A 25,415-nucleotide genomic window follows, 5' to 3' on the forward strand; every position below is an offset into this window, starting at 1 on the left:
ACTTTTCTGTGGTCTTCGGGGGATTGACGTCTTATGTCGTATGTAGAGGTTTCGGGCGGGAAAGTCCCGATCCGGATGTGGACGGATCCGGCATCGGTCGAGGACAGCGCCATGCGCCAGCTCCACAACACCGCCGGCCTCCCCTGGATCAAGGGCCTGGCCGTGATGCCGGACGTCCACTACGGCAAGGGCGCCACGGTCGGCTCGGTGATCGCCATGAAGGACGCGGTCTGCCCGGCGGCGGTCGGCGTCGACATCGGCTGCGGCATGTCGGCGGTCAAGACCTCCCTGACGGCGAACGACCTCCCGGGCGACCTGTCGAAGCTCCGGTCGCGGATCGAGCAGGTGATTCCGGTGGGCGCGGCGCTGCACAAGGAGGCGGTGGACCCCGCGCGGCTGTACGGCTTCTCGGTCACGGGGTACGAGGACCTGTGGCAGCGGTTCGACTACCTCACCGACGCGGTCAAATTCCGTCAGGAGCGCGCCGTGAAGCAGATCGGAACGCTCGGCGGAGGAAACCATTTTGTCGAGTTCTGCCTGGATGAGTCGGGTTCGGTCTGGTTGATGCTGCACTCCGGCTCCCGGAACATCGGCAACGAGCTCGCGGCGCATCACATCGGCGTGGCCCGGGGGCTCGAACACAACCAGGGGCTCGTGGACCGCGACCTCGCGGTCTTCCTGGCCGCCACGCCGGAGATGGACGCCTACCGGCAGGATCTCTTCTGGGCGCAGGAGTACGCGAAGTACAACCGCGCGGCGATGATGAGCCTGTTCAAGGAGGTCATCCGGAAGGAGTTCCGGAAGGCGAAGGTCTCCTTCGACCATGAGATCAGCTGCCACCACAACTACGTGGCGGAGGAGCGGTACGACGGCATGGACCTGCTCGTCACGCGTAAGGGCGCCATCCGCGCGGGCAGCGGCGAGTACGGGATCATCCCGGGCTCGATGGGTACGGGCTCGTACATCGTGAAGGGCCTCGGAAACGAGAAGTCCTTCAGCTCGGCCTCGCACGGAGCGGGCCGCAAGATGAGCCGTACGGCGGCGAAGAAGCGGTTCTCGGCGCGCGACCTCGCGGAGCAGACGCAGGGCGTGGAGTGCCGCAAGGACTCCGGCGTCGTGGACGAGATCCCGGCCGCGTACAAGTCGATCGACCAGGTCATCGAGCAGCAGACCGACCTCGTCCAGGTCGTGGCGAAGCTGAAGCAGGTCATCTGCATCAAGGGCTGAGGCCGCCGCGGGGCGGCTGCCGCCGTGTGGTCGGCGGGAAAGCGGAGGGGTCCGGACCGGTTGCGGTCCGGGCCCCTCCGCGCGTCTCGGCCGTCGCCGCCGAGGAGGCCCAGGAGGAGGCCCGCGGGAGTTCCAGGGAGACGCTCGTACGGGCACATGCCGTGGCGGGGTGGCTCGATCGTGATCGGGGCGTCGTCCGGGTGTGGCCGGGGGCGTGTTTTCATGCGCTGATCTGGTGGGCCGGGCGGGTGTGGGGGAGTGGGGCGTGGCTGGTCGGTGGCGGGTTCGGGTGGCCGGGGTGGTCGTGGGCTGCCTGGTCGGGGCCGGGGGGTGCGCGCCCGGTGGCGGGGGCGGGAAGGCGCCGGCCGCCGTGCCCGTCGTGGCGAAGGTCATCGGCGCGGAGCAGGCGCGGCAGGTCTTCGACCGGTACGTCACGGTGCGGAAGGCGGCGATCGAGGGGCTGGACGGCGGGGGCTTCGCCCAGGTGGAGGCCGGGCCGCTGCTGGCGGAGAGCCTCGCGCGGGTCGAGGTGCGGCAGAAGCGGAAGGCGGAGCGGACGACGGAGCGGACGACGGAGTGGACGGCGGAGTTGTTCCGGGGGGCGGAGTTCCTGATCCCGGCGCAGAAGGACCAGCCGGCGTACCCGCGGTCGTTCGTCTCGCTGAGCCGGGGCGACTCGCCCATCGACAACCCGCGGGCGCGCGCCGTGCACTACTTCGTCCAGGCGGCGCCGGGCGCCGAGTGGAAGGCGGTCGCGCTGTCCTGGGTGTACGACGCGCCCCGCAGGCCGGGGGTGTTCGACGACACCGCGTACGCGCGGTACGGATTCGACGTGCGGGACCGGGAGGTGGCGGGGTTCGCGCGGGGTGCGGGGGGCGCGGCGGTGCTGTCGCCGGCGGCCGGGGCGGACCGGGAGGTGTGCGGGCGGTACGCGAAGTACCTGACCTTCACCGCCCCGGACGGGGAGGCGGAGAGCGCGGACTTCGTGCCGGGTGAGCTGACCACCGAGGTGGTGGGGGCGTACAACGCCGGGGACGCGGAGATGCGGGAGGTCACGTGGCGCCAGGAGCTGGAGGTGGCCGGGGGGCTGGAGTTGCCGGTGGTGCGGCTGGCGGACGGCAAGTCCCTCGTCACCTGCACGTTCACGCGGACCGACCGGCTGTCGGCGCCCCGTTCGATGGCGTTCCGGTACGGCTCCGGCCTCCGCTACCGGGAGGCGGAGGCGCTGCTGGGCGGGGAGGGGAAGGCATGGCGGCGCACGACGGTGCGGTGGAGCGTGACGGCGAGCGTCGAGGTGCCGGAACGGGGGCCGGCCGACGTGGTGGGGTGCAGCTGCCTGCGGCCGTTCCCGCTGTGGGCCGACGGGGTCGCCAAGTAGGGGCTTGACGGGGGGAGTTGGTCTAGACCAAGGTGTGCGGCATGTGGAGATCCCGCGTGGTCGTCGCCGCGCTCGCGTCGTTGTCGCTCGCCCTCGGTGCCGCAGGTCAGGCCCAGGCCGCCGGAGTGGGGCTGCCGCCCGTCGTCTCGCACGTACCGACCCAGGAGAAGGTCGTCTTCATCACCGTCGACGACGGCTGGAACCACGATCCGGAGGCCGCCCGGATCCTGCTGGAGAAGCGGGTCCCGGCCGCGCTGTTCCTGCTGCCGGGGGCGACCTCGTACGACACCGGCTACTTCACCGGGCTGACCGGGCAGGGGCGGGTGACGGTGGAGAACCACACGGTGAACCACCCCGACCTGACCACCCTCGACGCCGCCGGCAAGGACGCCGAGGTGTGCGGGGCCGGGGAGCAGCTGGAGGCGGTCTTCGGGAAGACGCCGAAGCTGCTGCGGCCCCCGTACGGTGCCGTCAACGACGACGTGCGGCTCGCGGCGAAGGCGTGCGGGGTGAAGGCGCTGGTCACGTGGACGCACGACTTCACGACCTGGAACCAGACCCCGCCGACGCCGCAACTGAAGGCGGGCGACATCGTGCTGCTGCACTTCACGCCGACGCTGGCGGCCGACCTCCAGCGGGCCCTGGACGCGGCGAAGGCCGCCGGGCTGAAGCCGGCGGCCCTCATGCCGCACCTGAAGTCGGCCGGGCTGGTCTGAGCGGCACTAGAGCTCGCGGTGGACCTTCGTGTTCGAGGCCTGGGCGCGGGGCCGGACCACCAGCAGGTCGATGTTGACGTGGCTGGGACGGGTCACCGCCCAGGTGATGGTGTCGGCCACGTCGTCGGCGGACAGGGGCTCCGCCACGCCCGCGTAGACCTTGGCGGCCTTCTCGGTGTCCCCGCGGAAGCGGGTGGTGGCGAACTCCTCGGTCTTGACCATGCCGGGGGCGATCTCGATGACGCGGACCGGCTGGCCGACGATCTCCAGGCGGAGGGTTTCGGCGAGGACGCGGGCACCGTTCTTGGCGGCGACGTAGCCCGCGCCGCCCTCGTAGGTGGAGTGCCCGGCGGTCGAGGAGAGCACGACGACGGTGCCGTCGCCGGAGGCGGTGAGGGCCGGGAGCAGGGCCTGGGTCACGTGCAGCGTGCCGATGACGTTGACCTCGTACATCGTGCGCCAGTCGGCGGGGTCGCCGGTGGCGACGGGCTCGGCGCCGAGCGCGCCGCCGGCGTTGTTCACGAGGACGTCGACGGAGGGGAAGCGCTCCAGGGAGGCCGCGAAGGCGTCGACGGCGGGCCGGTCGGTGACGTCGAGGGCGTGGGCGGTGGCCTCGTGGCCCGCGGCGGTGAGCTCGGCGGCGAGGGCCTCGATGCGGTCCTTGCGGCGGGCGGTCAGGACGACGTGGTAGCCGGCTGCGGCGAGCTGCCGGGCGGTGGCCGCGCCGATTCCGCTGCTCGCGCCGGTGACTACGGCGGTGCGGGTGGCCGTGCTCATGGGCGGGGCTCCTCGTTCGTTCGTACGGGCGATTTCCGTCAGCATAGGCGGGGGCGGTGACCGGTCGCCTTTCGCGCGGTGGGCTTCGGCCCGGGGGCCTGTCGCGCGGCGGCTTCCCGCGCGGTGGCCTTCCGGCCGGTGGCCTCCCGGCCGGGGGCCGCGCGCGGTGGGCGTGAGCTCAGTGGCCGCGTGGCGCGTACATGATGACGGCCATGCCCGCGAGGCAGACGAGGGCGCCGGTGACGTCCCAGCGGTCGGGGCGGTAGCCGTCGGCGACCGCGCCCCAGGCCAGGGAGCCGGCGACGAAGACCCCGCCGTACGCGGCGAGGACGCGCGCGAAGTCGCCCTGGGGCTGGAGGGTGGCGACGAATCCGTAGAGGCCGAGGGCGATGACTCCGGCGCCGATCCAGGCCCAGCCCTTGTGCTCCCGTACGCCTTGCCAGACGAGCCAGGCGCCGCCGATCTCCAGGACGGCGGCGAGGGCGAAGAGGAGCGCGGAGCGGGCGATCGGCATGGCTCGAATCCTACGCAGGCGAATGGGGGAGGGCTCGCCCTCGTTCGTGTGATGGTCCGACCGGGGGGCGTGCGGACTGGCTAGCGTCCGCGCGAGGAGGTGGTGGCGGTGCGCCGTGGTGCCGTACGGAGTGTGGTGTTGGCGGGATTGCTGGTGCTGGGCGGGGCCGGGCAGGCCGAGGCCCTGGTGGGACCGGAGGCCGACGTGGCCTACCACGGACGGGTCGCCCTGACCCCGGGCCAGCTGAGGGTGTGGACGGTCCCGGAGAACGAGGGGCCCTCGGCGCTGCCGAACGCGACCCTGCGCATCCGCCTGTCGGTGGACCTCGCCGACCGGCAGGACCTGGCCGGGGGCTGTGCGCGGGCGGGTCTGCGCGAGGTGGTGTGCGAGACGGGCGCGCTCCCGGAGCACGGCAGGGGCCGGCACATCGGACTGCTGCTGAACCTGCGCGAGCGGCCGTCGGAGGTGGTGGTGCGGATCGACACGTGGTGGAACGGCGGGGCGACCGACCGCAACAGCACCAACAACGACCACGTGGTGCTCGCGCTGGACACGGGCGACGACTACGCCTTCTGAGGCGGCGCCCCCTTCCGGGGCGGGTCCTCCGGTTGCCCCGGCCCGGTTCACCCCGGCCCGTTCACCCCGGCCCGTTCACCCCGGCCCTTCCGGTCCGGGCTGGGGCTTGCCGGGGAGCAGCCAGGCGGCCACCGCGTGCGCGAGTTCGGCGTCGGTGGCCCGGGGGGCGCTCCAGGCGACGTACCCGTCGGGGCGTACGAGGACACAGGCCGTACGTCGCCGCGCGGCCCAGTGGCGGTGCGTGAGGGGGGTTCCGGGCGGGGTGGCCGCGCCGGGCGGGGTGACGAGGACGAAGCCGCCGCCGCGCAGGGCCTCGTACAGGCGCGTTGCCCGGTGGGCGGGGTCCGGGCGGTGGGGGTCGGGGGCCAGGGCGACGTCGGGGGCGCGCCGGCCGGCGGGGGAGGGGCGGCGGGTGCCGGGCGGTGCCGGGTAGGCGAGTCCGATCCCGGAGATCAGGCCGAGGGCGTGGTCCTGGGCGGGGCCGACGCGGGCGAGGAACGTGGCGGCGAGGCCGCGGGCGGCGCGGGCGGCGGCGCCGGGCACCATGACGGCGCGGACGATGGCGCCGCTGGTGCGCAGCGCGGCGCGGCCGACGGGGTGGCGTTCGCGGTGGTAGCTGTCGAGGAGGGTCTCGGGGTCGGGGGCCTGGCCGTGGAGGACGGCGGCGAGTTTCCAGGAGAGGTTGGCGGCGTCCTGGAGGCCGGTGTTCATGCCGAGGCCGCCGGCGGGGGAGTGGACGTGGGCGGCGTCGCCGGCGAGGAAGACGCGGCCGACGCGGTAGCGGGGCACCTGGCGTTCGTCGCTGCGGAAGCGGGACGTCCAGCGGGCCTCGTGGATGCCGTGGTCGGTGCCGAGGGCGTCGGTGATGAGGGCGCGGACCTCGTCGAGGCCTACGGGTTCGTCGAGGCCTGCGGGTTCGGCGGGGTCTGCGGGTTCGGCTGCGCCGGCGGAGGCCCGGCCGGGGCGGCGCCAGCCGATGGCGCGGTACCAGCCGTCGTGGAAGGGGACGAGGAAGCCGAAGGCGTCGGCGGTGCCGTTGAAGGCGAGGAGGTCCTCGGGCGGATCGGTGAGGCGTACGTCGGCCAGGACCATGGAGCGGACGACGGCCTTGCCGGGGAAGGGCAGGCCGAGGGCTTCGCGGACGGTGGAGCGGACGCCGTCGGCGCCGACGACGTGGCGGGCGTGGATGCGGCGGGTGCCGCCCGCCGGGCCGGTGAGGGTGAGGGTGGCGGTGTCGTGGTCCTGGTGGAGGTCTGTGACCTGACTGTCGTACTGGATGTCCACTCCTGTGGACAGCGCGCGGCGCTCCAGCAGTTTCTCTGTCTCATATTGAGGAGTGATCAGGACGAACGGGTAGCGGCTGCGCAGCCGTTGAAGGGAGAGGGCCATGCCACCGAAGGGGTTCAGGCGGTCGATGCGGCGGCCGGTGGAGACGAGTTCGTCGGCGAGGCCGCGCGCGTCGAGGAGTTCGAGGGTGCGGGCGTGGACGGCGAAGGCGCGGGTGAGGTTGGCGGCCGTGCGGGGGCGTTTTTCGACGAGGGCGACGGAGAGACCGGCGGCGGCGAGGTCGCCGGCGATCAGGAGCCCGGTGGGTCCGGCGCCGACGACGGCCACGTCGACGACGGCTGCATCGGCGACGGCTGTACTGGCGACGGCCGAATCGACGACGGCTGTACTGGCGACGGCTGTACCGGTCTCCGGGCGGCTCGCGGGGCCCGTGGCGCCGGCGGCGCCCGTGGTGTTCTCGGCGGCGGTCATGCCCGGGGAGTCTGCCAGCCGGGCGCCCGCACCGGACCGTGTCAGGCGGCGCCGCCGCCGAATTCCGCCACGGCGTCGCCGACGATCCCTTCCAGGCGGGCGTGGTGGGCGCCGCGCCAGTAGACGCGCTCGCAGGCGGTGCACTGGGCGAAGACGTCGTACGAGCGCTGCGTGCCGTGCTCCAGACGGTCGCCCACGCTGTCCTTGTCGGCCTCGCGGAGCGGGCCGTTGCAGGCGGTGCAGCGGGTCCAGGGCGTGAGCTCCGGGCGGAAGCGGCCCAGGACGTCGCGCAGTTGCTCGTCGGGGTTGTCGCTGTAGACGTAGGCGCCGGCGAAGATCTCGCGGCGGCGGAGCAGTCCGCGGTCGCGGGAGAGCAGGACGCGCTGCTCGGCGGCGGAGCGGGTGGCGAGGGCGGGGTCGCCGATGTCCTCGTTCTCGTAGGCGGCGTCGACGCCGAGCAGGCGCAGGCGGCGGGCGAGGGTGCCGAGGTGGACGTCGAGGAGGAAGCGCAGCGGGGCGCCGGGGATCCGTTGGGGGCGGTCCACGCCGAACACCTCGACGGACTGGCCCGCTTGGGGCACGTACGAGACGGGCACCTCGTGGCCGTCGACGAGCAGGCGGCCGACCTCGGTCAGCGGGACGCCCGCCGACTCGACGACGTGGCCGATGCTGGAGGCGCCGTCGGTGGCGGTCGGTACGCGTTCCGCGCGCCGGCTGGGCGGGGCGAAGAGGCGCAGTTCGGGAGCGAGGGTGAGCTGAATGCCGGGACCGTTCACGGCCCCAGCATGCCATCGGCGAGCCGGGCCGCGCCGCCCGATTAAGCGGATGCGGTGCCCTGGTCGTAGGCCTCTCGATGGGCGTTGACCTCGTCGAAGTGGCTTTCGGCCCAGAGTTTCACGGAGGTGAGGAGTCCGCCGAGGCTGCGGCCGAGTTCGGTGAGGGAGTAGTCGACGCGCACGGGGACGGTGGGGGTGACGGTACGGGTGACGAGGCCGTCGCGTTCGAGGGAGCGGAGGGTCTGGGTGAGCATCTTCTGGCTGACGCCGGGGATCTTGCGGCCGAGGTCGCTGTAGCGCAGGGAGCCGGTCTCGGACTGGCCGAGGGCGCTGAGGACGAGGCCGACCCACTTGTCGCTGATGCGGGCCAGGAGTTGGCCGGTGGGGCACTCCTTGACGAAGGCGTCGTAGGCGGCGCGGGCTTCCTCGCGCAGGGCGGCGGCGGTGCGGGTGGCCATGGGGGAACCCACCTTCGGGTCGGGTACGCACTCCGGAGTACGTACTTACGAAAGGAGAGTACCTCTCCATAAGTTAGTGCCCATCGGAACGGCTGAAAACCAGCGGACCAACACGGGGAGAGACCATGAGCGAGCGCACGACGGCCACGCGGACTTCGAGCACGGGGGCTTCGAGCACGGGGACTTCGAGCATGAGGGCGGCGGTGGTGAACGGCTTCGATGGACCGGAGCGGGTGGAGATCGCCGAGGTGCCGGTGCCGGTACCGGCGGCCGGGCAGATACGGATACGGGTGCACGCGGCCGGCGTGAACCCCGTGGACGGGGCGGTCCGCTCCGGGGTCTTCGGCGGCGAGGGGCAGCGGCTCGGGCTCGGCTGGGACGTGGCGGGCGAGATCGACGAGGTCGGCCCGGGGGTGTCCGGCTGGGAGGCCGGCCAGCGGGTGGTCGGGCTGCAGTACGGCCCGGTGAAGCCGCTGGGAACGCACGCCGAGTACGCGGTCCTGGACGCCTCGGCGGTGGCCGTGGCCCCCGCGTCGGTGGACGCGGCCGCGGCGGCGGCGCTCCCGCTGAGCGGGCTGACCGCGGCGCGGGCGGTCGACCTGCTGGGGCTCGCCCCGGGCTCCTCGGTCCTGGTCACCGGTGCGGCGGGGGTCGTCGGCGGACTCGCCGTCCAGCTCGCAGTCCGGGCCGGCCTGAAGGTGACGGCCCTGGCGGGCGCCGAGGACGAAGGTCTCGTACGGTCGCTCGGCGCGGCCGGGTTCGTGCCGCGCGGTACGGCACCCGCCGGGCCGGTCGACGGGGTCCTGGACGCGGCGGTACTGGGCGAGCCCGCGCTGTCCTTCGTCCGCGACGGCGGGGTCTACGTCGGCCTGCGCCCCCACGCCGCGCCGGCGGCGGAGCGCGGGATCCGGGTCGAGGAGCAGGAGGTCGCGCCCGACGGTGCGCACCTGGCCCGGCTGGTGTCGCTGGTCGACTCCGGCGAGCTGACCCTCCGCGTGGCGGACACCGTGCCGCTCGCGGACGCCGCCGGGGCCCATGCCCGCCTCGCCGCCGGCGGCCTGCGCGGCCGCCTGGTCCTCACGGTGGCCTGAACCCCGGGCCGGCCGGGCCCGCCAGTGCCAGGAGTGCCAGAAGTGACAGTGGCGCCAGGGGTGTCAGGAGGGCTCGGTCTTCTTGGGCAGGTCGAGGCGCCAGTCGTTGCTGGGGTGGGGGACGCCCGGCGGGTACTCGAAGTCGACCCGGCCCAGGTTGGTGAACCCGCCCCGGCGGCAGACCGCGTTGGACGCCGGATGGTCGGTGCCGGGGAAGGCGTGCAGGGCGGGGCGGTCGCCGTGGGCGGTGACGTGGCGGACGAGTTCCGCCAGGGCGGCGGCGGCCAGTCCCCGGCCCTGGTGCTCGGGAAGGACGCCCCAGCCGGTCTCGTACACCGGCTCGTCCCGCCAGGTGCGTTCCCAGAAGCCGATCGAGCCGACGGTTTCGCCCGAATCCTCCAGCACCACCCGGAACATGCGCCCGGCGGCCGGCTCGCGGGCGCCGAGCTCCAGGTAGCGGCGGTGCCGGTCGGCGAGCTTCTCCGGCGTCTCGGGGCCTCCGAGGTGCTCGGTCATGACGGGCTCGTTCGCGCGCTCCAGCAGCCAGAAGTCCCCGGCCGCCCAGGGCTCCAGCCGTACGCGTGTCTCCGCGGGTCCTGTCTCCATGGGATCCATGGGGCCACGCTACGCACCGAACGGGCCGGGAGTCCGCGGAACGTCCCCGGTCACGCGCACGGGAACGGTCACGGGGCGGGGTCGGGCGCGAGAACGGGCGCGGGCGCGGGAACGGGAACGGATACGGGCGCGGGAAGGGGGCGGGGTCAGGCGCGGGAACGGGCACGGGTCGGAGGCGGGGCCGGGCACGGGAACGGTCACGGGAACGGGTCGGGAACGGGGGCGGGTCAGGGCCGGGCTGTGGGGTCGCGACCAGGGACGGGCAACGCGCCGGGGACCGCTCCAGGGACCGCGCCCGCGGGCGGGACCATGCGCGGGAGCCGCGACCAATAACGGGATCGTGCGCGGGAGCCGCGCCTGCGGGCAGGACCATGCGCGGGAGCCGTGACCGGTAACGGGGCCACGCGCGGGAGCCGCACCCGGTAACGGGATCGCGCCGGGACCGGGCGCCCGCCCCGCGGCCGGTGCCGCGACCGGGTCCGCGACCGCGTCCGGGGCCACGGACGGCTCCGCCCCGTCGGGGGCATCAGGGCCAGACCCGTCGGGGGCTGTCAGGGCCAGACGAGGCAGTACGGCTGGTGGCCGGCTTCGTGGAGGCGGTGGGAGAAGTCCTGCCACTCGTGCAGCAGCTGGTAGACGTTGAACGCGTCGCGCGGACCCCCGCGGTCGGGGACCGTGGACCAGATGAAGGCGGCCGCGCCGACGGACTCCTCGCCGACGCCGCGCAGCGGGTCGACCACCGTCATGGGGAGCTTGACCACCGCGTAGTCGGGGTGGAGGACGACCAGCTCCAGCGGCGGCACCTTGTGCAGGGGTATGCCCTCGATGCCGGTCAGGACCATCGCGGCGACCGTCTCCGGCTTGATCTTGGTGAACATGCCGCCCATGCCGAGCTCGTCGCCGCCCAGCTCCTCCGGCCGCATCGTCACCGGGACCCGCGCGGCCGTCGCGCCGTCGGGGGCGCCGAAGTACTTGTAGGTCACTCCCATGCCGCGGCCCCGGGCGAGGCCGTCCGCACCGTCCGCGCCGTCGGGCGCGCGGGTGGGACCCGGTACGGGCTCGGCGGCTTCCGCACCGCGGCGGCGGTGCTTGCCTCTGCGGCGGGCATCGCGGGCGCGCTGCGGGTCCAGGCCGTCCGTACCCTCGCCCGGTCCACCACCGCGTTGCATATCTCCACCCGACTGGTATTGCCTGCCCCGGCCCCGCGGCCCCCGCCACGCAGCCTGATCATCATGGCAGTGACCTCCCCCGCGGCGGCGCGGTGAAACGCCCGTCCGCAAGTCTGTCGCGGCCTCTGAGACCATGGCTGGTGTGAGCTACCCGTACCCGTATGAAGCCCCAGTTTCGCAGACGCTCTTCGAGCGCGCGTCCCTCGTGACCCCCGGCGGCGTGAACTCTCCCGTCCGCGCCTTCCGTGCCGTGGGCGGTACGCCCCGGTTCATGGTGTCCGGTACCGGTCCCTACCTGACCGATGCCGACGGGCGGGAGTACGTCGACCTCGTCTGCTCGTGGGGGCCGATGATTCTCGGCCACTCCCACCCCGAGGTGATCGAGGCCGTCCAGGCCGCGGTCGCCCGCGGCACGTCCTTCGGGACGCCCGGTGAGGGCGAGGTCGCCCTCGGCGAGGAGATCGTCGCCCGCATCGAGCCCGTCGAGCAGGTCCGCCTGGTGTCGTCCGGCACCGAGGCGACCATGTCGGCGATCCGGCTGGCCCGTGGCTTCACCGGTCGCGCCAAGGTCGTCAAGTTCGCCGGCTGCTACCACGGACACGTCGACGCTCTGCTGGCCGCCGCCGGTTCCGGGCTGGCGACGTTCGCGCTCCCGGACACCCCGGGCGTGACGGGCGCGCAGGCCGGGGACACGATCGTGCTGCCCTACAACGACCTCGACTCCGTGCGGGCGGCGTTCGCCGCGCACCCCGGCGAGATCGCCTGCGTGATCACCGAGGCCGCGCCCGGCAACATGGGCGTCGTGACCCCGGGCGAGGGCTTCAACCAGGGTCTGGCCGACCTCTGCCGCGAGAACGGCGCCCTGTACATCTCCGACGAGGTGATGACGGGATTCCGCACCTCCCGCGCCGGCTGGTACGGCGTCGACGGGGTCAGGCCCGACCTGATGACCTTCGGCAAGGTCATGGGCGGCGGCTTCCCGGCGGCGGCCTTCGGCGGCCGCGCCGACGTGATGGGCCACCTGGCCCCGGCCGGCCCGGTCTACCAGGCGGGCACGCTCTCCGGTAACCCGATCGCCACCGCGGCCGGCCTCGCGCAGCTGCGCCTGCTGGACGCGGCGGCGTACGAGAAGGTCGACGCGGTCTCGAAGGAGATCCAGGGCCTGGTGACGGAGGCGCTGACCAAGGAGGGCGTCGCGCACCGGGTGCAGACGGCCTCCAACATGTTCTCCGTGTTCTTCACGGAGAACGAGGTCCGCAACTACGACGACGCGAAGAAGCAGGAGAGCTTCCGCTTCAACGGGTTCTTCCACTCGATGCTGTCGCAGGGCGTCTACCTGCCGCCCTCGGCGTTCGAGTCCTGGTTCGTGTCGACGGCGCACGACGAGCGGGCGGTCGAGCGCATCGCCGCCGCCCTGCCCGCCGCGGCCCGTGCGGCCGCCGAGGCGAGCCCGGAGGCGAGCGCGTGAGCGACATCACCGTGGTCCACCTGATGCGGCACGGCGAGGTGCACAACCCGGACGGCGTGCTCTACGGCCGCCGCGCCGGTTACCACCTCTCCGAGCTCGGCCGGCAGATGGCCGACCGGGTCGCCGAGCACCTCCAGGACCGGGACATCACGTACGTGGTGGCCTCCCCGCTGGAGCGGGCGCAGGAGACGGCCACGCCGATCGCGAAGACGCACGGCCTGGACCTGGCCACCGACGGCCGGCTGCTGGAGGCGGGCAACGTCTTCGAGGGCAAGACCTTCGGCGTCGGCGACGGTGCCCTGCGCAAGCCGGGCAACTGGAAGCACCTGACGAACCCGTTCAAGCCGTCCTGGGGCGAGCCGTACGTCGAGCAGGTCGTCCGGATGATGAGCGCGATCGAGGCCGCGCGGGACGCCGCGCGCGGGCACGAGGCGGTGGCGGTCAGCCACCAGCTGCCGATCTGGATCGTGCGCAGCTTCGCGGAGAAGCGGCGGCTCTGGCACGACCCGCGCCGCCGGCAGTGCACGCTGGCTTCGCTGACGTCGTTCACGTACCAGGGCGAGCGGCTGGTGTCGGTGGGTTACAGCGAGCCGGCCCGGGACCTGGTCCCGGCGCACCTGCTGGCCGGAGCGAAGCCGGTGAAGGGCAAGTCGAAGGCCTTCGGCGCCTGATCCCGGCCGGGGTTCCACCGGAACCCCGGCCGCCCCCAGCCCGACCCGGATGCCGGGCCCCACCCGGGGCCCGGCATCCGGCATTCGCCCCCGGCTCCCAGCCGCCGGCCCTCCCGCCCCGGCTCCCAGCCGCCGTCCCTCCCGCCCCGGCTCGCAGCCCCCGGCCCTCCAGCCCCGGCTCTCCCGCGTCCGGCGGCCCGTAGGTCAAATCGACGCCATGCTTCGGCATCGGTTCGGGCAAGTCCGCGCACCTGGGCCGCGTCGGGGTGTCGACAGCCATGGATTGTCCGTTTATATGACAGTTCATGAGCGACGTGCGCGGATTCAGTCGAAGGGGAGTACTCGGACTCGGACTTGGCGCTGCCGCCGCGACGGGTGTCGCGGGCTGCGGGTTCGGAGGCGGCGGACCAGGCCCGGGCGGCCAGGGAGCGGAGGGCGCCGGCGGCCCCGCGAAGCCGTCGGCCGAGCCGATCGGTGACGGCTCCACCGCCACCACCGGCCCCCAGCCCCGTCAGCCGGCCCCGCCCGTACCCCTCCAGCCCGGCGAGACCCCGCCGCAGTTCGTGGTCTTCAGCTGGGACGGCGCCGGCGAGGTCGGCAACGGCCTCTTCCCGCGCTTCCTCAAGCTCGCCCGCGACCACGGCGCGGCCATGACCTTCTTCCTCTCCGGCCTCTACCTCCTGCCCGAGTCCAAGAAGCAGCTCTACCGGCCGCCCAACAACCCCGTCGGCGCCTCCGACATCGGCTACCTGAAGGACGAGAACATCCGCACCACCCTCGGGCTGGTCCGCGAGGCCTGGCTCGACGGCCACGAGATCGGCACCCACTTCAACGGCCACTTCTGCGGCGGTCCGGGCTCCGTCGCGAAGTGGACCGCGGACGACTGGCGCGAGGAGATCGACCAGGCGGTGTCGTTCGTCACCAGCTGGCGCACGAACACCGGCTTCACCGACCTCGACCCGCTCCCCTTCGACTACCGCAAGGAACTGACGGGCGGCCGCACCCCCTGCCTCCTGGGCCGCGAGACCCTGCTGCCCGCCGCCCGCGCGCTCGGCTGGCGCTACGACGCGAGCTCCCCGGGCGGCCTCCAGACGTGGCCGGTGAAGAAGGAGGGCCTCTGGGACCTGCCCCTGCAGTCGCTGCCCTTCCCCGGGCGCTCCTTCGAGGTGCTGTCGATGGACTACAACATCCTCGCCAACCAGTCCGGGAGCAGCACCCGGGGCGTCCCCGCCAACTACCCGGCCTGGCGCACCCAGGCCACCGCCACCTACCTCGGCGGCTTCCGGCGGGCCTACGAGACCAACCGGGCACCCCTCTTCATCGGCAACCACTTCGAGGAGTGGAACGGCGGCATCTACATGGATGCCGTCGAGGAGGCCCTCAAGGGCATGGCGGACAAAAAGGACGTACGCCTCATATCCTTCCGGCAGTTCGTCGACTGGCTGGACGTCCAGGACCCGAACGTGCTGGCCAAACTGCACGCCCTGGGCCCGGGCCGGGCCCCGGCCGGCGGCTGGGGAACGTACCTCGCCCGCAGCTGACGTACCTGACCAGCGCCTTAACATCCCGTCGGGGGGTGCGGAAGATCCGCAAATCGCTCATGCGAAACTTTTCACATGAGCCTTAGCCGCGCCCGTGTCCGTCGAAGTAGCCGCCGCTCGACCAGCGGCCGTGCCGTCCTGCTGACCGCGGTGACCCTCGCGAGCGCCCTGACCCTCTCGGCGTGCGGCGACGGCAACGGCGGCGGCAAGTCCGCGGGCTCCGCCGGCGGCAACTACGTCACGGGCCCCAGCGGCATCTCCACCGTCGCCAAGGCCGACCGCACCGAGGCCCCCAAGCTCGACGGGGAGACCGTGGCCGGTCAGACCCTCGACACGACCACGCTCAAGGGCAAGGTCGTCGTCCTCAACGTGTGGGGCTCCTGGTGTCCGCCGTGCCGCGCGGAGGCCCCGTACTTCGCGAAGGTCTCGCAGGAGATGGCCGACGGCGGCAAGGACGTCGCCTTCGTCGGACTGAACACCCGCGACAACAGCAAGCAGAACGCCGCCTCCTTCGAAGAGACCTACGGGATCACCTACCCGAGCCTCTACGACCCGGACGGCAAGCTGATGCTCCGCTTCCCCAAGGGCACGCTGAACCCGCAGGCCATCCCCTCCACGATCGTCCTCGACAAGGAGGGCCGGATCGCCTCGCGCGCCCTCGTCGCCCTCAACGAGGAGCAGCTCCGCTCGATGATCGACCCGCTCCTCGCGGAGAAGTGACCTCGTGGTCGAGTACCTCCTGGCCGCCGAGTCCACCGGCGTCAACACCACGGTCCTGAACGGCGGCCTGCTGGTCGCCCTGCCGATCGCCCTCCTCGGCGGTCTGGTCTCGTTCTTCTCGCCCTGCGTGCTGCCGCTGGTCCCGGGCTACCTCTCCTACGTCACCGGCGTCGGCGGGATCGACCTCGCGGAGGCCCGGCGCGGCCGGATGGTCACCGGGGCCACCCTCTTCGTCCTCGGCTTCACGGCCGTGTTCGTCTCGACCGGGGCGCTCTTCGGGTACTTCGGGGAGACCCTCCACGACTACCAGGACGTGATCACCCGGGTGCTCGGCGCCCTGGTCATCGTCCTCGGACTGTTCTTCATGGGGCTCATCCCCGGCCTGACGATGCGCGAGCTCCGCTTCCACAAGAAGCCGGCCGCCGGGCTGGTCGGCGCGCCCGTGCTGGGCGTCCTGTTCGGCGTCGGCTGGACCCCGTGCATGGGCCCGACCTTCGCCGCCGTCAACACGCTGGCCTTCGACCAGGCGAGCGCCGGCCGGGGCGCCCTGCTGACCACCGTCTTCTGCCTCGGACTCGGCGTACCGTTCATCCTCGCCGCGGTCGCCTTCCGCAAGGCCCTCGGCGCCTTCGGCTGGGTGAAGAAGCACTACGCGTGGGTGATGCGCATCGGCGGCGGCATGCTGGTCCTCACCGGGATCCTGCTCGTCACAGGAATGTGGAGCAGCATCGTCACGGAGATGCAGAGCTGGACCGACGGCTTCACCGCGGGGATCTGAGGACTACACGGACATGAGTACGACCGACAAGGCGCCCACCGGGGCGCCGCACGAGTCCGCGTCCGCGGACGCCACCGACGCGGCGGCCGGAGCGCAGCTGTCCACGGCCCCCCTGGAGGACGGCCCGTCGGCGCCCGTGGGCATCGGCGTGATCGGCTGGGCCCGCTGGTTCTGGCGGCAGCTCACCTCCATGCGGGTGGCGCTGATCCTGCTGTTCCTGCTGTCCCTCGGCTCCATCCCCGGCTCGCTCGTCCCGCAGACGCAGGTCGACGCGATGAAGGTCGAGGAGTGGAAGCGGACCCACGAGTTCTGGGTTCCGGTCGCCGAGAAGCTCCAGCTGTTCGACGTCTACAGCTCGGTGTGGTTCTCCGCGATCTACATCCTGCTGTTCGTCTCCCTCATCGGCTGCATCGTGCCCCGCACCTGGCAGTTCGTCGGCCAGCTCACGGGCCGCCCGCCGGGCGCGCCCCGGCGCCTGGACCGGCTGCCGGTCTACGCGACGTGGCGGACGGAGAAGTCCCCCGAGGAGGTGCTCGCCTCGGCGAAGACCCTCCTGGGCGGACGGCGCTTCCGTACGGAGACGGGCGCGGGAGCCGTCGCCGCGGAGAAGGGCTACCTGCGCGAGGCCGGGAACCTGGCCTTCCACATCGCTCTGATCGTGATGCTGGTGGCCTTCGCCGCGGGGCAGCTCTTCAAGTCCGAGGGCGGCAAGCTCGTCCTGCGCGGCAAGGGCTTCTCGAACACGCTCACCCAGTACGACGACTTCAAGTCCGGCAGCCTCTTCTCGTCCGACAGCCTGCCGCCGTTCTCCTTCACGCTCGACAAGTTCGACGCGACCTACGAGGAGAGCGGCCCGCAGAAGGGCACCCCGCGCGACTTCAAGGCGTACGTCACCGTCAGCGAGGGCGCCCACGGAACGCCGCGGAAGACCGAGATCGAGGTCAACGAGCCGCTGGAGATCGACGGCTCCAAGGTCTTCCTGCTCGGCCACGGCTACGCGCCGGTCATCTCGGTGACCGACCCCACCGGCAAGGTGATCTTCAAGGACGCCGTGCCGATGCTGCCGCAGGACTCCAACCTCACGTCCTCCGGGGCCGTCAAGGTCACCGACGGGTACAAGGACAAGTCCGGCAAGAAGGAACAGCTCGGCTTCAACGCCTGGTTCGTGCCCACCTACGCGGGCGAGGGCCAGGGCACGATGTTCTCGCAGTTCCCGGCGCTGAACTTCCCGGTCCTGGCGCTCAACGCCTACCACGGCAGCCTCGGCGTGGACTCGGGCCTGCCGCAGAACGTGTACCAGCTCAACACGACCAAGATGCAGATGTTCAAGGACGAGAAGGGCGAGCTCTTCAAGCAGAAGCTGCTCCCCGGCGAGACCATGACCCTGCCCGACGGGGCCGGCACCGTGAAGTTCGAGGGCATCGAGCGCTGGGCGACCTTCTCGGTCACCCAGCAGCCCGCCAACGGGCTCGCCCTCGCGGGCGCGGTCGTCGCCATCGGCGGCCTCGCCGCGTCCCTGTTCATCCAGCGCCGCCGGATCTGGGTCCGGGCGGTCCGTGGCGAGGACGGCGTGACCGTCGTCGAGATGGCGGGCCTCGGCCGCAGCGAGTCCGCCCGGCTCCCGGAGGAACTGGCGGTGCTCTCCGCCGCGCTCCACGAGCAGGCGCCCACGGCGCCCGAACCACCTGTCAAGGAATCTGTTGAAGGGGAGCGCGGATGACGCCGCTCGCAGTCGCATTCAGTGAGAGCCTGGCTCAGATCAGCAACTACCTGATCTATTCGTCGATGGCGGTCTACACGCTCGCCTTCCTCGCGCACATCGCCGAGTGGACCTTCGGCAGCCGCAGCAAGGTGGCCCGTACGGCCGCCGCGCTGACCGCCGCGAAGGACGCCGGGGCGCCCGCCGTGCAGGTGCGCGGCAAGGGGGGCACCGCCGTCCTCGACAGGCCGAAGGTCGTCACCCGCGCCGCCTCCGGCTCGCGCGACGTACCGGACGGCCCCGGCGCCGCGGGCGGCGACGAGCAGGGCGACCTGTACGGGCGCGTCGCGGTGTCCCTGACGGTGCTCGGCTTCCTCATCGAGGCCGCCGGCGTCGTCGCCCGGGCCATGTCGGTGCGGCGGGCCCCCTGGGGCAACATGTACGAGTTCTCGATCACCTTCTCCACGGTGGCCGTCGGCGCGTACCTGGTGCTGCTCCTGCTGAAGAAGAACGTGCGCTGGCTCGGCCTGATCCTGGTCACCACCGTCCTGCTGGACCTCGGCATCGCCACCAAGTGGCTGTACACCGACAGCGACCAGCTGGTGCCGGCCCTGGACTCGTACTGGCTGTGGATCCACGTCTCCACCGCCATCTTCTGCGGCGCCGTCTTCTACATCGGCGGGGCCGGCGCGGTGCTCTACCTCTTCCGCGACAGCTACGAGAGCCACCTGGAGGCCGGCCGCACGCCCGGCCGGCTGCGCACCTCGGTGATGGAGCGGCTGCCCTCGGCGGCCTCCCTCGACAAGTTCTCGTACCGGATCAACGCGGCGGTCTTCCCGCTGTGGACGTTCACCATCGTCGCGGGCGCGATCTGGGCGGGCGACGCCTGGGGCCGCTACTGGGGCTGGGACCCCAAGGAGGTCTGGTCCTTCGTGACCTGGGTGGCGTACGCCTGCTACCTGCACGCACGGGCCACGGCGGGCTGGAAGGGCCGCAAGGCCGCCTACCTCGCGCTCTTCGCGTTCGCCTGCTGGATCTGGAACTACTACGGCGTGAACATCCTGCTCAGCGGCAAGCACTCGTACGCGGGCGTCTGACCGCCGCAGGACGCAGGACGCCGTACGCCGAGAGGCCCCGCCGCCCGCCCCGACCACGTCGGGCGGGCGGCGGGGCCTCTCGCCGTACGTGCGGCGCTACGCGTCCTTCTCCAGGACGTACGCGCCGTGCCCCTGCGCGGGGCCGAGGAAGAAGTACAGCTCCAGGGTCCGGCGTTCGTCGCGGCGCAGTTCGAAGGTCCACGAGTAGCGGCCCGGGGCCCTGGTCGTGGTGCCGCTGCGGGTGGCGGTGCCGGTGGCGGCGGGCAGGTCCAGGCGCAGGTGCTGGCCGAGGTTGCGGCCGGCCGGCTGGTCGTCGCTGGTGAGCTTCCAGGAGGCGGGGCCGGAAAGCCGCCAGCCCGCCGCGTAGTCGCGTTCCTGGCCGTCGAGGAGGGTGACGGAGGCGCTGCCGTCGGCACGGAAGACGACCACGGTGCCCTCGACGCAGCGCCAGGTGCCGACGATCTCGGAGAGGTCGGCGTCGTAGACGGCGGGGACGGGGCCGGGGGCGGAGTGCTGCGTGTTCCAGCCGGTCATGGTGAGCAGGGCGGCGACGAGCACGCCGTACGCGAGGAGATTGCGCAGGACCGTGTCGACGATCCGCGGCCCGCCGTGCTGAGAGGCCCGTGGCAGTGGCATGGGGCCATTCTGTCAGCCGACTTGAACGCGTTCAATCAACTTTGCGTCACATGTGGGGGCCGCTGGGCGGGGTGGTCGCCGGGCAGGTCACCGGGCCGGTCAACAGGCCGGGCGCAGCGGGGGAGGCGGTCCGTCTCCGTTCAACGCGCGCACGGCGCGGGAGAGTTCCCCGCGCGGTGCGCGCGGGACGCGACCCGGGCCTGACGGTCCTAGGCCTGGTCGTCCTTGCCCTTGCCCTTGTCCGTGTCCGGGGCGTCCGTGTCCGAGACGTCCTTCTCCGGGGCGTCCTTCTCCGCGGCTTCCTTGGCGTCCCGGGCTTCCTTCGCGTCCCGCGCGTCCTTCTGGTCCTTCTCGTCCTGCTCGTCGCGCAGGGACTTCAGGAACTCCGGGTTGTCGTCGGGGGCCACCCACTGGGTCCGGCGCGACCGGCCGCCGCCGAAGCCCCCGCCCCCGCCGCCCACCGCGGCCCGCTTCTTGCCCGCGAAGAGCCACACCACCGGGCCGACGATCGAGAAGAGCAGGATGATGATCACCCAGACCCCCTTGGGGAGGACCTTGACCTCTTCCTCGGGCGTGTTCAGGCAGTCGATGAAGGCGTAGATGGTCAGCGCGAGGATCAGCAGGAACGGCAGATAGCGCAGCACGGTGTGGGACCGACTCCCGGGCAGTGACGGCGGGCCCGCGTCGGGCCCCGGTGACGCTTCCAGGGTAGAGGGTGACGGATACTGGGCCCCATGGCTTACGACGATCTCCGCTCGCTGCTCCGGGCTCTGGAGCGAGAGGGCGACCTCAAGCGCATCAAGGCCGAAGTCGACCCGTACCTGGAGGTCGGGGAGATCGTCGACCGAGTGAACAAGGCGGGCGGCCCGGCCCTCTTGTTCGAGAACGTCAAGGGCTCGGCGATGCCGCTCGCCATGAACGTCTTCGGAACCGACCGGCGCCTGCTGAAGGCCCTCGGCCTGAAGTCGTACGCCGAGATCAGCGAGAAGATCGGCGGCCTCCTCAAGCCCGAACTGCCGCAGGGCTTCATCGGCGTCCGCGAGGCCTTCGGCAAGCTCGGCTCGATGGTGCACGTCCCGCCGAAGAAGGTGAAGGGCGACTCCGCGCCCGTCCAGGAGGTCGTCCTCACCGGCGACGACGTCGACCTCGACCAGCTCCCGGCGCTGTTCACCTGGCCCAAGGACGGCGGGGACTTCTTCAACCTCGGCCTGACGCACACCAAGCACCCCGAGACGGGCGTGCGCAACCTCGGTCTCTACCGCCTCCAGCGCCACGACAAGCGCACCATCGGCATGCACTGGCAGATCCACAAGGACAGCCGCAACCACTACGCCGTCGCCGCGGCGAAGGGCGAGCGGCTGCCCGTCGCGATCGCCTTCGGCTGCCCGCCGGCCGTGACCTACGCCTCCACCGCACCGCTGCCCGGAGACATCGACGAGTACCTGTTCGCCGGGTTCGTCGCGGGCAAGCGGATCGAGATGGTCGACTGCAAGACGGTCCCGCTCCAGGTCCCGGCCAACGCCGAGGTCGTCATCGAGGGCTGGCTGGAGCCCGGGGAGATGCTCCCCGAGGGGCCGTTCGGCGACCACACCGGCTTCTACACCCCGCAGGAGCCCTTCCCCGCGCTGAAGATCGACTGCGTGACGATGCGCAAGCGTCCGCTGATCCAGTCGATCGTCGTCGGCCGGCCGCCCACCGAGGACGGTCCGCTGGGCCGGGCCACGGAGCGGTTCTTCCTGCCCCTGCTGAAGATCATCGTGCCGGACATCGTGGACTACCACCTGCCGGAGTCGGGCGGCTTCCACAACTGCGCGATCGTCTCGATCGACAAGAAGTACCCGAAGCACGCGCAGAAGGTCATGCACGCCATCTGGGGCGCCCACATGATGTCGCTGACCAAGCTGATCATCGTGGTGGACAAGGACTGCGACGTCCACGACCTGCACGAGGTGTCCTGGCGCGCGCTGGGCAATACCGACTACTCCCGTGACCTGACGGTGGTCGAGGGTCCGGTCGACCATCTGGACCACGCTTCCTACCAGCAGTTCTGGGGCGGCAAGGCGGGCATCGACGCCACGAAGAAACTTCCGGAGGAGGGTTACACGCGCGACGGCGGCTGGCCCGACATGGTGGAGTCCGACCCCGCGACGGCGGCCCTCGTGGACCGCCGCTGGAAGGAGTACGGCCTGTGAGCGACATCGCCGTGGGCGGACCCGCCCTCTTCATCGGCAGCGACACCCCCTGCGTCGCGCTGGTCCGCCCCGAGATCGACCCGGCGCAGCCGGGCGTCCGGGAAGCGGCCGAGCGCACCGGAGTGACCCCCGAGGAGTTCGCGGGGCCGTCCGACCTGTGGCAGCTGATCGCCGACCGGACGGACGGCGAGGGCCGCGAGATCGCCCTCGACGAGCTGTCCACCGCCGACGCGGACGCCTTCGCCGCCAGTCTGCTCGACGCCACCGCGGACACCGAGAAGGAGTTCACGGTGGTCCTCACCGTGGCCGCCCACGACGTGCTCCGCCTGGAGGGCCGCCCGGCCGGCGAGGGCTTCGCCTTCCTGGCGGCCGTCGTCCCGCCGCCCTCGGAGGGCACGCCCCAGCTGGAGGTGGAGATCGGCCCGCAGTCGGTCACCGACCTGCGCGCCGAACTCGAACAGTTCCGGAGGTCCCTGCGATGACGTCGGCTGCCGAGGGCGTCCTCGGGTCCGGGCCCGCGCCCGCGCCCCGGGCGAACGGCAAGGTCAAGGCCTTCCTGCGGCTCGTGATGATCGAGCACTCGGTCTTCGCGCTGCCCTTCGCCTACATCGCCGCGTTCACCGCGATGTTCCGGCTCGACGGGACGGTGCACTGGGGCACGCTGCTGCTCGTCACCGTCTGCATGGTCGGGCTGCGGACCTTCGCGATGGCCGCCAACCGGATCATCGACCGCGAGATCGACGCCCGGAACCCGCGCACCGCCGGGCGCGAGCTCGTCACCGGCGCGGTGTCGGTGCGCTCCGCCTGGACCGGGGCCGGGATCGCGCTGGCCGTCTTCCTCGGCTCGGCGGCGCTGCTGAACCCGCTGTGCCTGATGCTGGCGCCGGTCGCCGTGATCCCGATGGTGGTCTACCCGTACGGCAAGCGGTTCACGAACTTCCCGCACGCCATCCTGGGCCTCGCCCAGGCGATCGGTCCGGTCGGGGCCTGGCTGGCCGTCACCGGCACGTGGTCGTGGGACGCGGTGATCCTGGGTCTCGCGGTGGGCGTCTGGATCGGCGGCTTCGACCTGATCTTCGGCAGCCAGGACGTGGCCGCGGACCGCGCGGAGGGGGTCAAGTCAGTCCCCGCGCGCTACGGCGTCGCGGCCGCCCTGTGGGGAGCGCGCGGCGCGCACGTCGTCACCACGGCCCTGCTGGCCTGGTACGCCGTCGCCACGGACGCGGGCCCGCTGTTCTGGGCGGGCCTCGCGATCGTGGCCGTCGCCTTCTGCTACGAGCACACCATCGTCAAGCCGAACGACCTGTCCCGCCTGAACCGCGCCTTCTTCACGGTCAACGGCTTCATCGGGATCGCCCTGTTCGTGTGCGCGCTGCTCGACCTCGCGGTGCGGGGCCTGACGCCGTAACAGGCCGCAGCGCTAGGCGGCGAGGGCGGGGCGGTGGTCCGGGCGGCGGAAGTACAGGGCCGTCAGCACCCCGCCCGCCAGGCCGCACAGGTGTCCCTGCCAGCTGATCGTCGGATCCAGCGGCAGCAGACCGAGGAAGAACGTTCCTCCCCAGTAGGCGGCGACGGCCACGCCGACGAGGATCCCGAGCGGCTTGCGTTCGACGAACCCGCGCACCACCACGTAGCCGAAGAGGCCGTAGACGACGCCCGAGGCGCCCAGGGTCATGGTGTCCGACGGGGAGATCAGCCAGGTGCCGATCCCGTCCGCCAGCATGATCAGCCCGGACACCGCGAGGAAGCGCCGGATCCCGGACAGCGCCGTGATGAAGCCGAGCACCAGCAGCGGGACGCTGTTGGCGAAGACGTGACCGAAGCCGAAGTGCAGGAAGGACCCGGTGACGACGCCCGTCAGACTGCCCGGGTCCCGGGCCACGATCCCGTACGCGTCCAGCGCGTGCCCGGTGGCGTAGTCGACGGCCTCCAGCACCCACAGCAGGGCCACCCAGCCCAGCATCAGCTGCGCGGCGGCCTTCGCCCGGTCCCGCCGGCGCCACTCGTCCTGACGCGTCGTCGTACTCATCCCGCTCGTCCCCCCTGATCGCCGCCCCGTCTTCGGAACGTGCGGGCACCTTACCGAGTGCCCGCCCGGGGTGGCCGGATAGTCTCGGAGGTATGACTGAGCGCAAGCGCACCCCGTGGGTGGTCGGGGTTTCCGGGGCCTCCGGGACGCCGTACGCGGCGGCGGTCCTCCGCGGGCTGCTGGCTGCGGGGGAGAGCGTCGACCTGGTGGTCAGCCGGGCTTCGCGGCTCACCCTGTTGGACGAGACCGGGATCGCCTTCCGCGACGCGCACTGGCGGGACGATCTGGGGGAGTGGCTGCGGTGGGGGGCCGACGGGAAGCCCGGGACCTTCGCGCGGCCGGAACTGGACGACGTCCGGTACTGGGCCGCCGGGGACCTGGCGGCGGGGCCGAGTTCGGGCTCGTACCCGGTCAAGGGGATGCTGATCGTCCCGGCGTCGACGGCGTGCGTGGCCGGTGTGGCGCTCGGACTGTCGAAGGACCTGCTCCAGCGCGTCGCGAGCGTGACGCTCAAGGAACGGCGGCGGCTGGTGGTCGCGGTGCGGGAGACCCCGCTGAGCGGGCAGACGCTCAAGCAGCTGGTGGCGCTGGACGAGGCGGGCGCGGTCGTGCTGCCCGCCTCTCCGGCGTTCTACGCGGGCGCGACGCACATCCAGGACCTGGTGGACTTCGTCGCGGGGCGGGTGCTCGACGCGGCGGGTGTGCCGCACCGGCTGTACCGCCGGTGGGAGGGGGAGCTCGGTGGCTCCCGCTCTCCCGAGGGGGCGAGCGGCGGTGACTAGCGCTTCTTGGCGCTGCGCGGCTTGCGGGTCTTGTCCACGCGGTGAGCGGCGGACGGCTGGTCGGTGCGGGATCGGTTGGCCAGCTCCTGGAGCTGTCGCATGTGTGCGTAGGCCATCTCGATCGTGTACACGGTGAACCACTCCTGAAGATCGTCATTGATCTGACTAAAAGATTCGCAGGGTGTTGACCCTGCGTGCCTTAGATTCTATACCTAGACTTGCAGAATCGCCGAATAATGGAAGGCTCCACGTAATGGACACGGTGGACAGGCAGCTCATCCAGGCACTTCGTGAGAACGGTCGTGCCTCGTATGCGGAGCTGGGCCGTCTCGTGGGCCTCTCCGGCCCCAGCGTCACCGACCGCATCAACCGTCTGGAGACGGCCGGCGTCATCACGGGCTACCGCGCGACGGTGGCCGCCGCGGAGCTCGGCCTCGGCGTCACCGCCCTGATCGGCATCTCCCTCTCCGACGCCGCCGACCACGAGGACGTGGCGCGCAGGCTCCGCGACCTCGCGGAGATCGAGGACTGCTGGTTCATCGCGGGTGACGACTCCTTCATGCTGAAGGTCCGCGCCAGCGACGTCGACGGCCTGGAGAAGATCATCCGCAAGCTGTCGGGAACCAAGGGCGTCTCCCGCACCCGCACCACGATCGTGCTCTCCACCAAGTGGGAGAACCGGGTCGGGGAGCTGCCCGAGGAGAGCTGAGAGTACGGTGGGTGGCGGTTGCAGGCAGGTCAGGACAA

Annotated in this window: 28 protein-coding genes; 17 read left to right on the forward strand and 11 right to left on the reverse strand. The window is 72.1% G+C overall.

All coding sequences use genetic code 11. The features are described from left to right. Positions 1-33 precede the first annotated feature (33 nt). The 3 genes from AC07B0_RS20805 to AC07B0_RS20815 all read left to right on the forward strand — a co-directional run bounded on the left by AC07B0_RS20805 (position 34) and on the right by AC07B0_RS20815 (position 3,321). The gene (locus AC07B0_RS20805; protein ID WP_478898695.1) at positions 34-1,227 is read left to right on the forward strand and encodes an RtcB family protein; all 1,194 of its coding nucleotides are present in this window, start codon (positions 34-36) and stop codon (positions 1,225-1,227) included. 265 nt (positions 1,228-1,492) lie between these two features. Continuing rightward, the gene (locus tag AC07B0_RS20810; protein WP_478898696.1) at positions 1,493-2,605 is read left to right on the forward strand and encodes a DUF8094 domain-containing protein; all 1,113 of its coding nucleotides are present in this window, start codon (positions 1,493-1,495) and stop codon (positions 2,603-2,605) included. 41 nt (positions 2,606-2,646) lie between these two features. Further along, positions 2,647-3,321 (forward strand): polysaccharide deacetylase family protein, encoded by a 675-nt coding sequence (locus AC07B0_RS20815; RefSeq protein ID WP_478898697.1) that lies wholly within the window; start codon positions 2,647-2,649, stop codon positions 3,319-3,321. A 6-nt stretch (positions 3,322-3,327) separates the two neighbouring features. On the opposite strand, the gene AC07B0_RS20820 is transcribed toward AC07B0_RS20815, so the two are convergent. Then, positions 3,328-4,098: an SDR family oxidoreductase gene (locus AC07B0_RS20820; RefSeq protein WP_356872373.1), complete on the reverse strand. Its 771-nt coding sequence runs from the start codon at positions 4,096-4,098 to the stop codon at positions 3,328-3,330. 178 nt (positions 4,099-4,276) lie between these two features. Continuing rightward, positions 4,277-4,612, reverse strand: a complete 336-nt coding sequence (locus tag AC07B0_RS20825) for a YnfA family protein (RefSeq protein ID WP_356872371.1) — start codon at positions 4,610-4,612, stop codon at positions 4,277-4,279. 135 nt (positions 4,613-4,747) lie between these two features. On the opposite strand from AC07B0_RS20825, the gene AC07B0_RS20830 reads away from it, so the two are divergent. Further along, a complete protein-coding gene (locus tag AC07B0_RS20830; RefSeq protein WP_356872468.1) occupies positions 4,748-5,188 on the forward strand; it encodes a hypothetical protein in 441 nt (146 codons plus the stop codon). 75 nt (positions 5,189-5,263) lie between these two features. Here the strand turns inward: AC07B0_RS20830 and AC07B0_RS20835 are convergent, their stop codons facing one another. The 3 genes from AC07B0_RS20835 to AC07B0_RS20845 are packed head-to-tail and all read right to left on the reverse strand — an operon-like array spanning position 5,264 to position 8,180. Then, complete coding sequence (locus AC07B0_RS20835; protein WP_478898698.1) at positions 5,264-6,946, reverse strand: FAD-dependent oxidoreductase; 1,683 nt, start codon at positions 6,944-6,946, stop codon at positions 5,264-5,266. Positions 6,947-6,987: 41 nt separating this feature from the next. Further along, positions 6,988-7,722 (reverse strand): Mut7-C RNAse domain-containing protein, encoded by a 735-nt coding sequence (locus tag AC07B0_RS20840; protein WP_356872367.1) that lies wholly within the window; start codon positions 7,720-7,722, stop codon positions 6,988-6,990. 41 nt (positions 7,723-7,763) lie between these two features. After that, the gene (locus AC07B0_RS20845) at positions 7,764-8,180 is read right to left on the reverse strand and encodes a winged helix-turn-helix transcriptional regulator (protein WP_356872365.1); all 417 of its coding nucleotides are present in this window, start codon (positions 8,178-8,180) and stop codon (positions 7,764-7,766) included. Positions 8,181-8,371: 191 nt separating this feature from the next. Here AC07B0_RS20845 and AC07B0_RS20850 point away from each other — a divergent pair, with 191 nt between their 5' ends. Beyond that, entirely contained in the window at positions 8,372-9,271 is a 900-nt protein-coding gene (locus tag AC07B0_RS20850; RefSeq protein ID WP_478898762.1) for an NADP-dependent oxidoreductase, read from the forward strand. A gap of 63 nt (positions 9,272-9,334) precedes the next feature. Here AC07B0_RS20850 and AC07B0_RS20855 read toward each other — a convergent pair whose 3' ends face one another. Further along, positions 9,335-9,886 carry a GNAT family N-acetyltransferase gene (locus AC07B0_RS20855; RefSeq protein ID WP_469382257.1) on the reverse strand — a complete coding sequence of 184 codons (552 nt, stop codon included), beginning with the start codon at positions 9,884-9,886 and terminating at the stop codon, positions 9,335-9,337. A 551-nt stretch (positions 9,887-10,437) separates the two neighbouring features. Then, positions 10,438-11,055 carry a hypothetical protein gene (locus AC07B0_RS20860; RefSeq protein ID WP_356872361.1) on the reverse strand — a complete coding sequence of 206 codons (618 nt, stop codon included), beginning with the start codon at positions 11,053-11,055 and terminating at the stop codon, positions 10,438-10,440. 133 nt (positions 11,056-11,188) lie between these two features. On the opposite strand from AC07B0_RS20860, the gene hemL reads away from it, so the two are divergent. The 7 genes from hemL to ccsB all read left to right on the forward strand — a co-directional run bounded on the left by hemL (position 11,189) and on the right by ccsB (position 19,029). Continuing rightward, a complete protein-coding gene (gene hemL, locus AC07B0_RS20865) occupies positions 11,189-12,523 on the forward strand; it encodes a glutamate-1-semialdehyde 2,1-aminomutase (protein ID WP_356872359.1) in 1,335 nt (444 codons plus the stop codon). A gap of 23 nt (positions 12,524-12,546) precedes the next feature. Further along, positions 12,547-13,194 (forward strand): histidine phosphatase family protein, encoded by a 648-nt coding sequence (locus AC07B0_RS20870; RefSeq protein ID WP_356872464.1) that lies wholly within the window; start codon positions 12,547-12,549, stop codon positions 13,192-13,194. 314 nt (positions 13,195-13,508) lie between these two features. After that, complete coding sequence (locus tag AC07B0_RS20875; RefSeq protein ID WP_478898763.1) at positions 13,509-14,735, forward strand: polysaccharide deacetylase family protein; 1,227 nt, start codon at positions 13,509-13,511, stop codon at positions 14,733-14,735. Positions 14,736-14,810: 75 nt separating this feature from the next. Continuing rightward, the gene (locus AC07B0_RS20880; protein ID WP_478898699.1) at positions 14,811-15,455 is read left to right on the forward strand and encodes a TlpA family protein disulfide reductase; all 645 of its coding nucleotides are present in this window, start codon (positions 14,811-14,813) and stop codon (positions 15,453-15,455) included. A 4-nt stretch (positions 15,456-15,459) separates the two neighbouring features. Then, complete coding sequence (locus tag AC07B0_RS20885; protein ID WP_356872354.1) at positions 15,460-16,233, forward strand: cytochrome c biogenesis CcdA family protein; 774 nt, start codon at positions 15,460-15,462, stop codon at positions 16,231-16,233. Between the two features lie 13 nt (positions 16,234-16,246). Continuing rightward, positions 16,247-17,953 carry a cytochrome c biogenesis protein ResB gene (gene resB, locus AC07B0_RS20890; protein WP_356872352.1) on the forward strand — a complete coding sequence of 569 codons (1,707 nt, stop codon included), beginning with the start codon at positions 16,247-16,249 and terminating at the stop codon, positions 17,951-17,953. Then, positions 17,950-19,029 (forward strand): c-type cytochrome biogenesis protein CcsB, encoded by a 1,080-nt coding sequence (gene ccsB / locus AC07B0_RS20895; protein WP_356872350.1) that lies wholly within the window; start codon positions 17,950-17,952, stop codon positions 19,027-19,029. The genes resB and ccsB overlap by 4 nt, the downstream gene beginning before the upstream one ends. Before the next feature lie 96 nt (positions 19,030-19,125). On the opposite strand, the gene AC07B0_RS20900 is transcribed toward ccsB, so the two are convergent. Both AC07B0_RS20900 and AC07B0_RS20905 read right to left on the reverse strand, forming a co-directional pair. Next, entirely contained in the window at positions 19,126-19,665 is a 540-nt protein-coding gene (locus AC07B0_RS20900) for a hypothetical protein (RefSeq protein ID WP_467296114.1), read from the reverse strand. A gap of 209 nt (positions 19,666-19,874) precedes the next feature. Beyond that, complete coding sequence (locus AC07B0_RS20905; RefSeq protein ID WP_356872346.1) at positions 19,875-20,309, reverse strand: PLD nuclease N-terminal domain-containing protein; 435 nt, start codon at positions 20,307-20,309, stop codon at positions 19,875-19,877. A 90-nt stretch (positions 20,310-20,399) separates the two neighbouring features. Here AC07B0_RS20905 and AC07B0_RS20910 point away from each other — a divergent pair, with 90 nt between their 5' ends. Genes AC07B0_RS20910 through mqnP form a run of 3 tightly spaced genes read left to right on the forward strand, consistent with a single transcriptional unit; the run spans position 20,400 to position 23,265 of the window. Further along, the gene (locus AC07B0_RS20910) at positions 20,400-21,857 is read left to right on the forward strand and encodes a menaquinone biosynthesis decarboxylase (RefSeq protein ID WP_356872344.1); all 1,458 of its coding nucleotides are present in this window, start codon (positions 20,400-20,402) and stop codon (positions 21,855-21,857) included. Then, entirely contained in the window at positions 21,854-22,339 is a 486-nt protein-coding gene (locus tag AC07B0_RS20915) for a hypothetical protein (protein WP_356872342.1), read from the forward strand. Before AC07B0_RS20910 ends, AC07B0_RS20915 begins: the two co-directional genes overlap by 4 nt. Next, positions 22,336-23,265, forward strand: coding sequence for a menaquinone biosynthesis prenyltransferase MqnP (gene mqnP, locus AC07B0_RS20920; protein WP_356872340.1), 930 nt, complete (start codon positions 22,336-22,338; stop codon positions 23,263-23,265). The genes AC07B0_RS20915 and mqnP overlap by 4 nt, the downstream gene beginning before the upstream one ends. A gap of 12 nt (positions 23,266-23,277) precedes the next feature. On the opposite strand, the gene AC07B0_RS20925 is transcribed toward mqnP, so the two are convergent. Then, positions 23,278-23,886, reverse strand: a complete 609-nt coding sequence (locus AC07B0_RS20925; protein ID WP_478898700.1) for a rhomboid family intramembrane serine protease — start codon at positions 23,884-23,886, stop codon at positions 23,278-23,280. Between the two features lie 92 nt (positions 23,887-23,978). Between AC07B0_RS20925 and AC07B0_RS20930 the strand changes: the two genes are divergently transcribed. Further along, entirely contained in the window at positions 23,979-24,668 is a 690-nt protein-coding gene (locus AC07B0_RS20930) for a UbiX family flavin prenyltransferase (protein WP_356872336.1), read from the forward strand. Here the strand turns inward: AC07B0_RS20930 and AC07B0_RS20935 are convergent. Continuing rightward, on the reverse strand, positions 24,665-24,799 hold the full coding sequence (locus tag AC07B0_RS20935; RefSeq protein ID WP_266947896.1) for a hypothetical protein: 135 nt from the start codon (positions 24,797-24,799) through the stop codon (positions 24,665-24,667). The two genes, AC07B0_RS20930 and AC07B0_RS20935, sit on opposite strands and share 4 nt — an antisense overlap. Positions 24,800-24,921: 122 nt before the next feature. On the opposite strand from AC07B0_RS20935, the gene AC07B0_RS20940 reads away from it, so the two are divergent. After that, positions 24,922-25,377, forward strand: coding sequence for an Lrp/AsnC family transcriptional regulator (locus tag AC07B0_RS20940; RefSeq protein ID WP_356872333.1), 456 nt, complete (start codon positions 24,922-24,924; stop codon positions 25,375-25,377). Positions 25,378-25,415: the final 38 nt, after the last annotated feature.

Source organism: Streptomyces sp. NPDC044704 (assembly GCF_056433525.1).

Coding starts and splice junctions, on each gene's coding strand:
- resB (WP_356872352.1), top strand. CDS start 16,247: ATGAGTACGACCGACAAGGCGCCCACCGGGGCGCCGCACGAGTCCGCG.
- AC07B0_RS20900 (WP_467296114.1), bottom strand. CDS start 19,665: ATGCCACTGCCACGGGCCTCTCAGCACGGCGGGCCGCGGATCGTCGAC.
- AC07B0_RS20930 (WP_356872336.1), top strand. CDS start 23,979: ATGACTGAGCGCAAGCGCACCCCGTGGGTGGTCGGGGTTTCCGGGGCC.
- hemL (WP_356872359.1), top strand. CDS start 11,189: ATGGCTGGTGTGAGCTACCCGTACCCGTATGAAGCCCCAGTTTCGCAG.
- AC07B0_RS20940 (WP_356872333.1), top strand. CDS start 24,922: ATGGACACGGTGGACAGGCAGCTCATCCAGGCACTTCGTGAGAACGGT.
- AC07B0_RS20910 (WP_356872344.1), top strand. CDS start 20,400: ATGGCTTACGACGATCTCCGCTCGCTGCTCCGGGCTCTGGAGCGAGAG.
- AC07B0_RS20815 (WP_478898697.1), top strand. CDS start 2,647: ATGTGGAGATCCCGCGTGGTCGTCGCCGCGCTCGCGTCGTTGTCGCTC.
- AC07B0_RS20805 (WP_478898695.1), top strand. CDS start 34: ATGTCGTATGTAGAGGTTTCGGGCGGGAAAGTCCCGATCCGGATGTGG.
- AC07B0_RS20860 (WP_356872361.1), bottom strand. CDS start 11,055: ATGCAACGCGGTGGTGGACCGGGCGAGGGTACGGACGGCCTGGACCCG.
- ccsB (WP_356872350.1), top strand. CDS start 17,950: ATGACGCCGCTCGCAGTCGCATTCAGTGAGAGCCTGGCTCAGATCAGC.
- AC07B0_RS20870 (WP_356872464.1), top strand. CDS start 12,547: ATGCGGCACGGCGAGGTGCACAACCCGGACGGCGTGCTCTACGGCCGC.
- AC07B0_RS20855 (WP_469382257.1), bottom strand. CDS start 9,886: ATGGATCCCATGGAGACAGGACCCGCGGAGACACGCGTACGGCTGGAG.
- AC07B0_RS20850 (WP_478898762.1), top strand. CDS start 8,372: ATGAGGGCGGCGGTGGTGAACGGCTTCGATGGACCGGAGCGGGTGGAG.
- AC07B0_RS20880 (WP_478898699.1), top strand. CDS start 14,811: ATGAGCCTTAGCCGCGCCCGTGTCCGTCGAAGTAGCCGCCGCTCGACC.
- AC07B0_RS20820 (WP_356872373.1), bottom strand. CDS start 4,098: ATGAGCACGGCCACCCGCACCGCCGTAGTCACCGGCGCGAGCAGCGGA.
- AC07B0_RS20925 (WP_478898700.1), bottom strand. CDS start 23,886: ATGAGTACGACGACGCGTCAGGACGAGTGGCGCCGGCGGGACCGGGCG.
- AC07B0_RS20835 (WP_478898698.1), bottom strand. CDS start 6,946: ATGACCGCCGCCGAGAACACCACGGGCGCCGCCGGCGCCACGGGCCCC.
- mqnP (WP_356872340.1), top strand. CDS start 22,336: ATGACGTCGGCTGCCGAGGGCGTCCTCGGGTCCGGGCCCGCGCCCGCG.
- AC07B0_RS20825 (WP_356872371.1), bottom strand. CDS start 4,612: ATGCCGATCGCCCGCTCCGCGCTCCTCTTCGCCCTCGCCGCCGTCCTG.
- AC07B0_RS20845 (WP_356872365.1), bottom strand. CDS start 8,180: ATGGCCACCCGCACCGCCGCCGCCCTGCGCGAGGAAGCCCGCGCCGCC.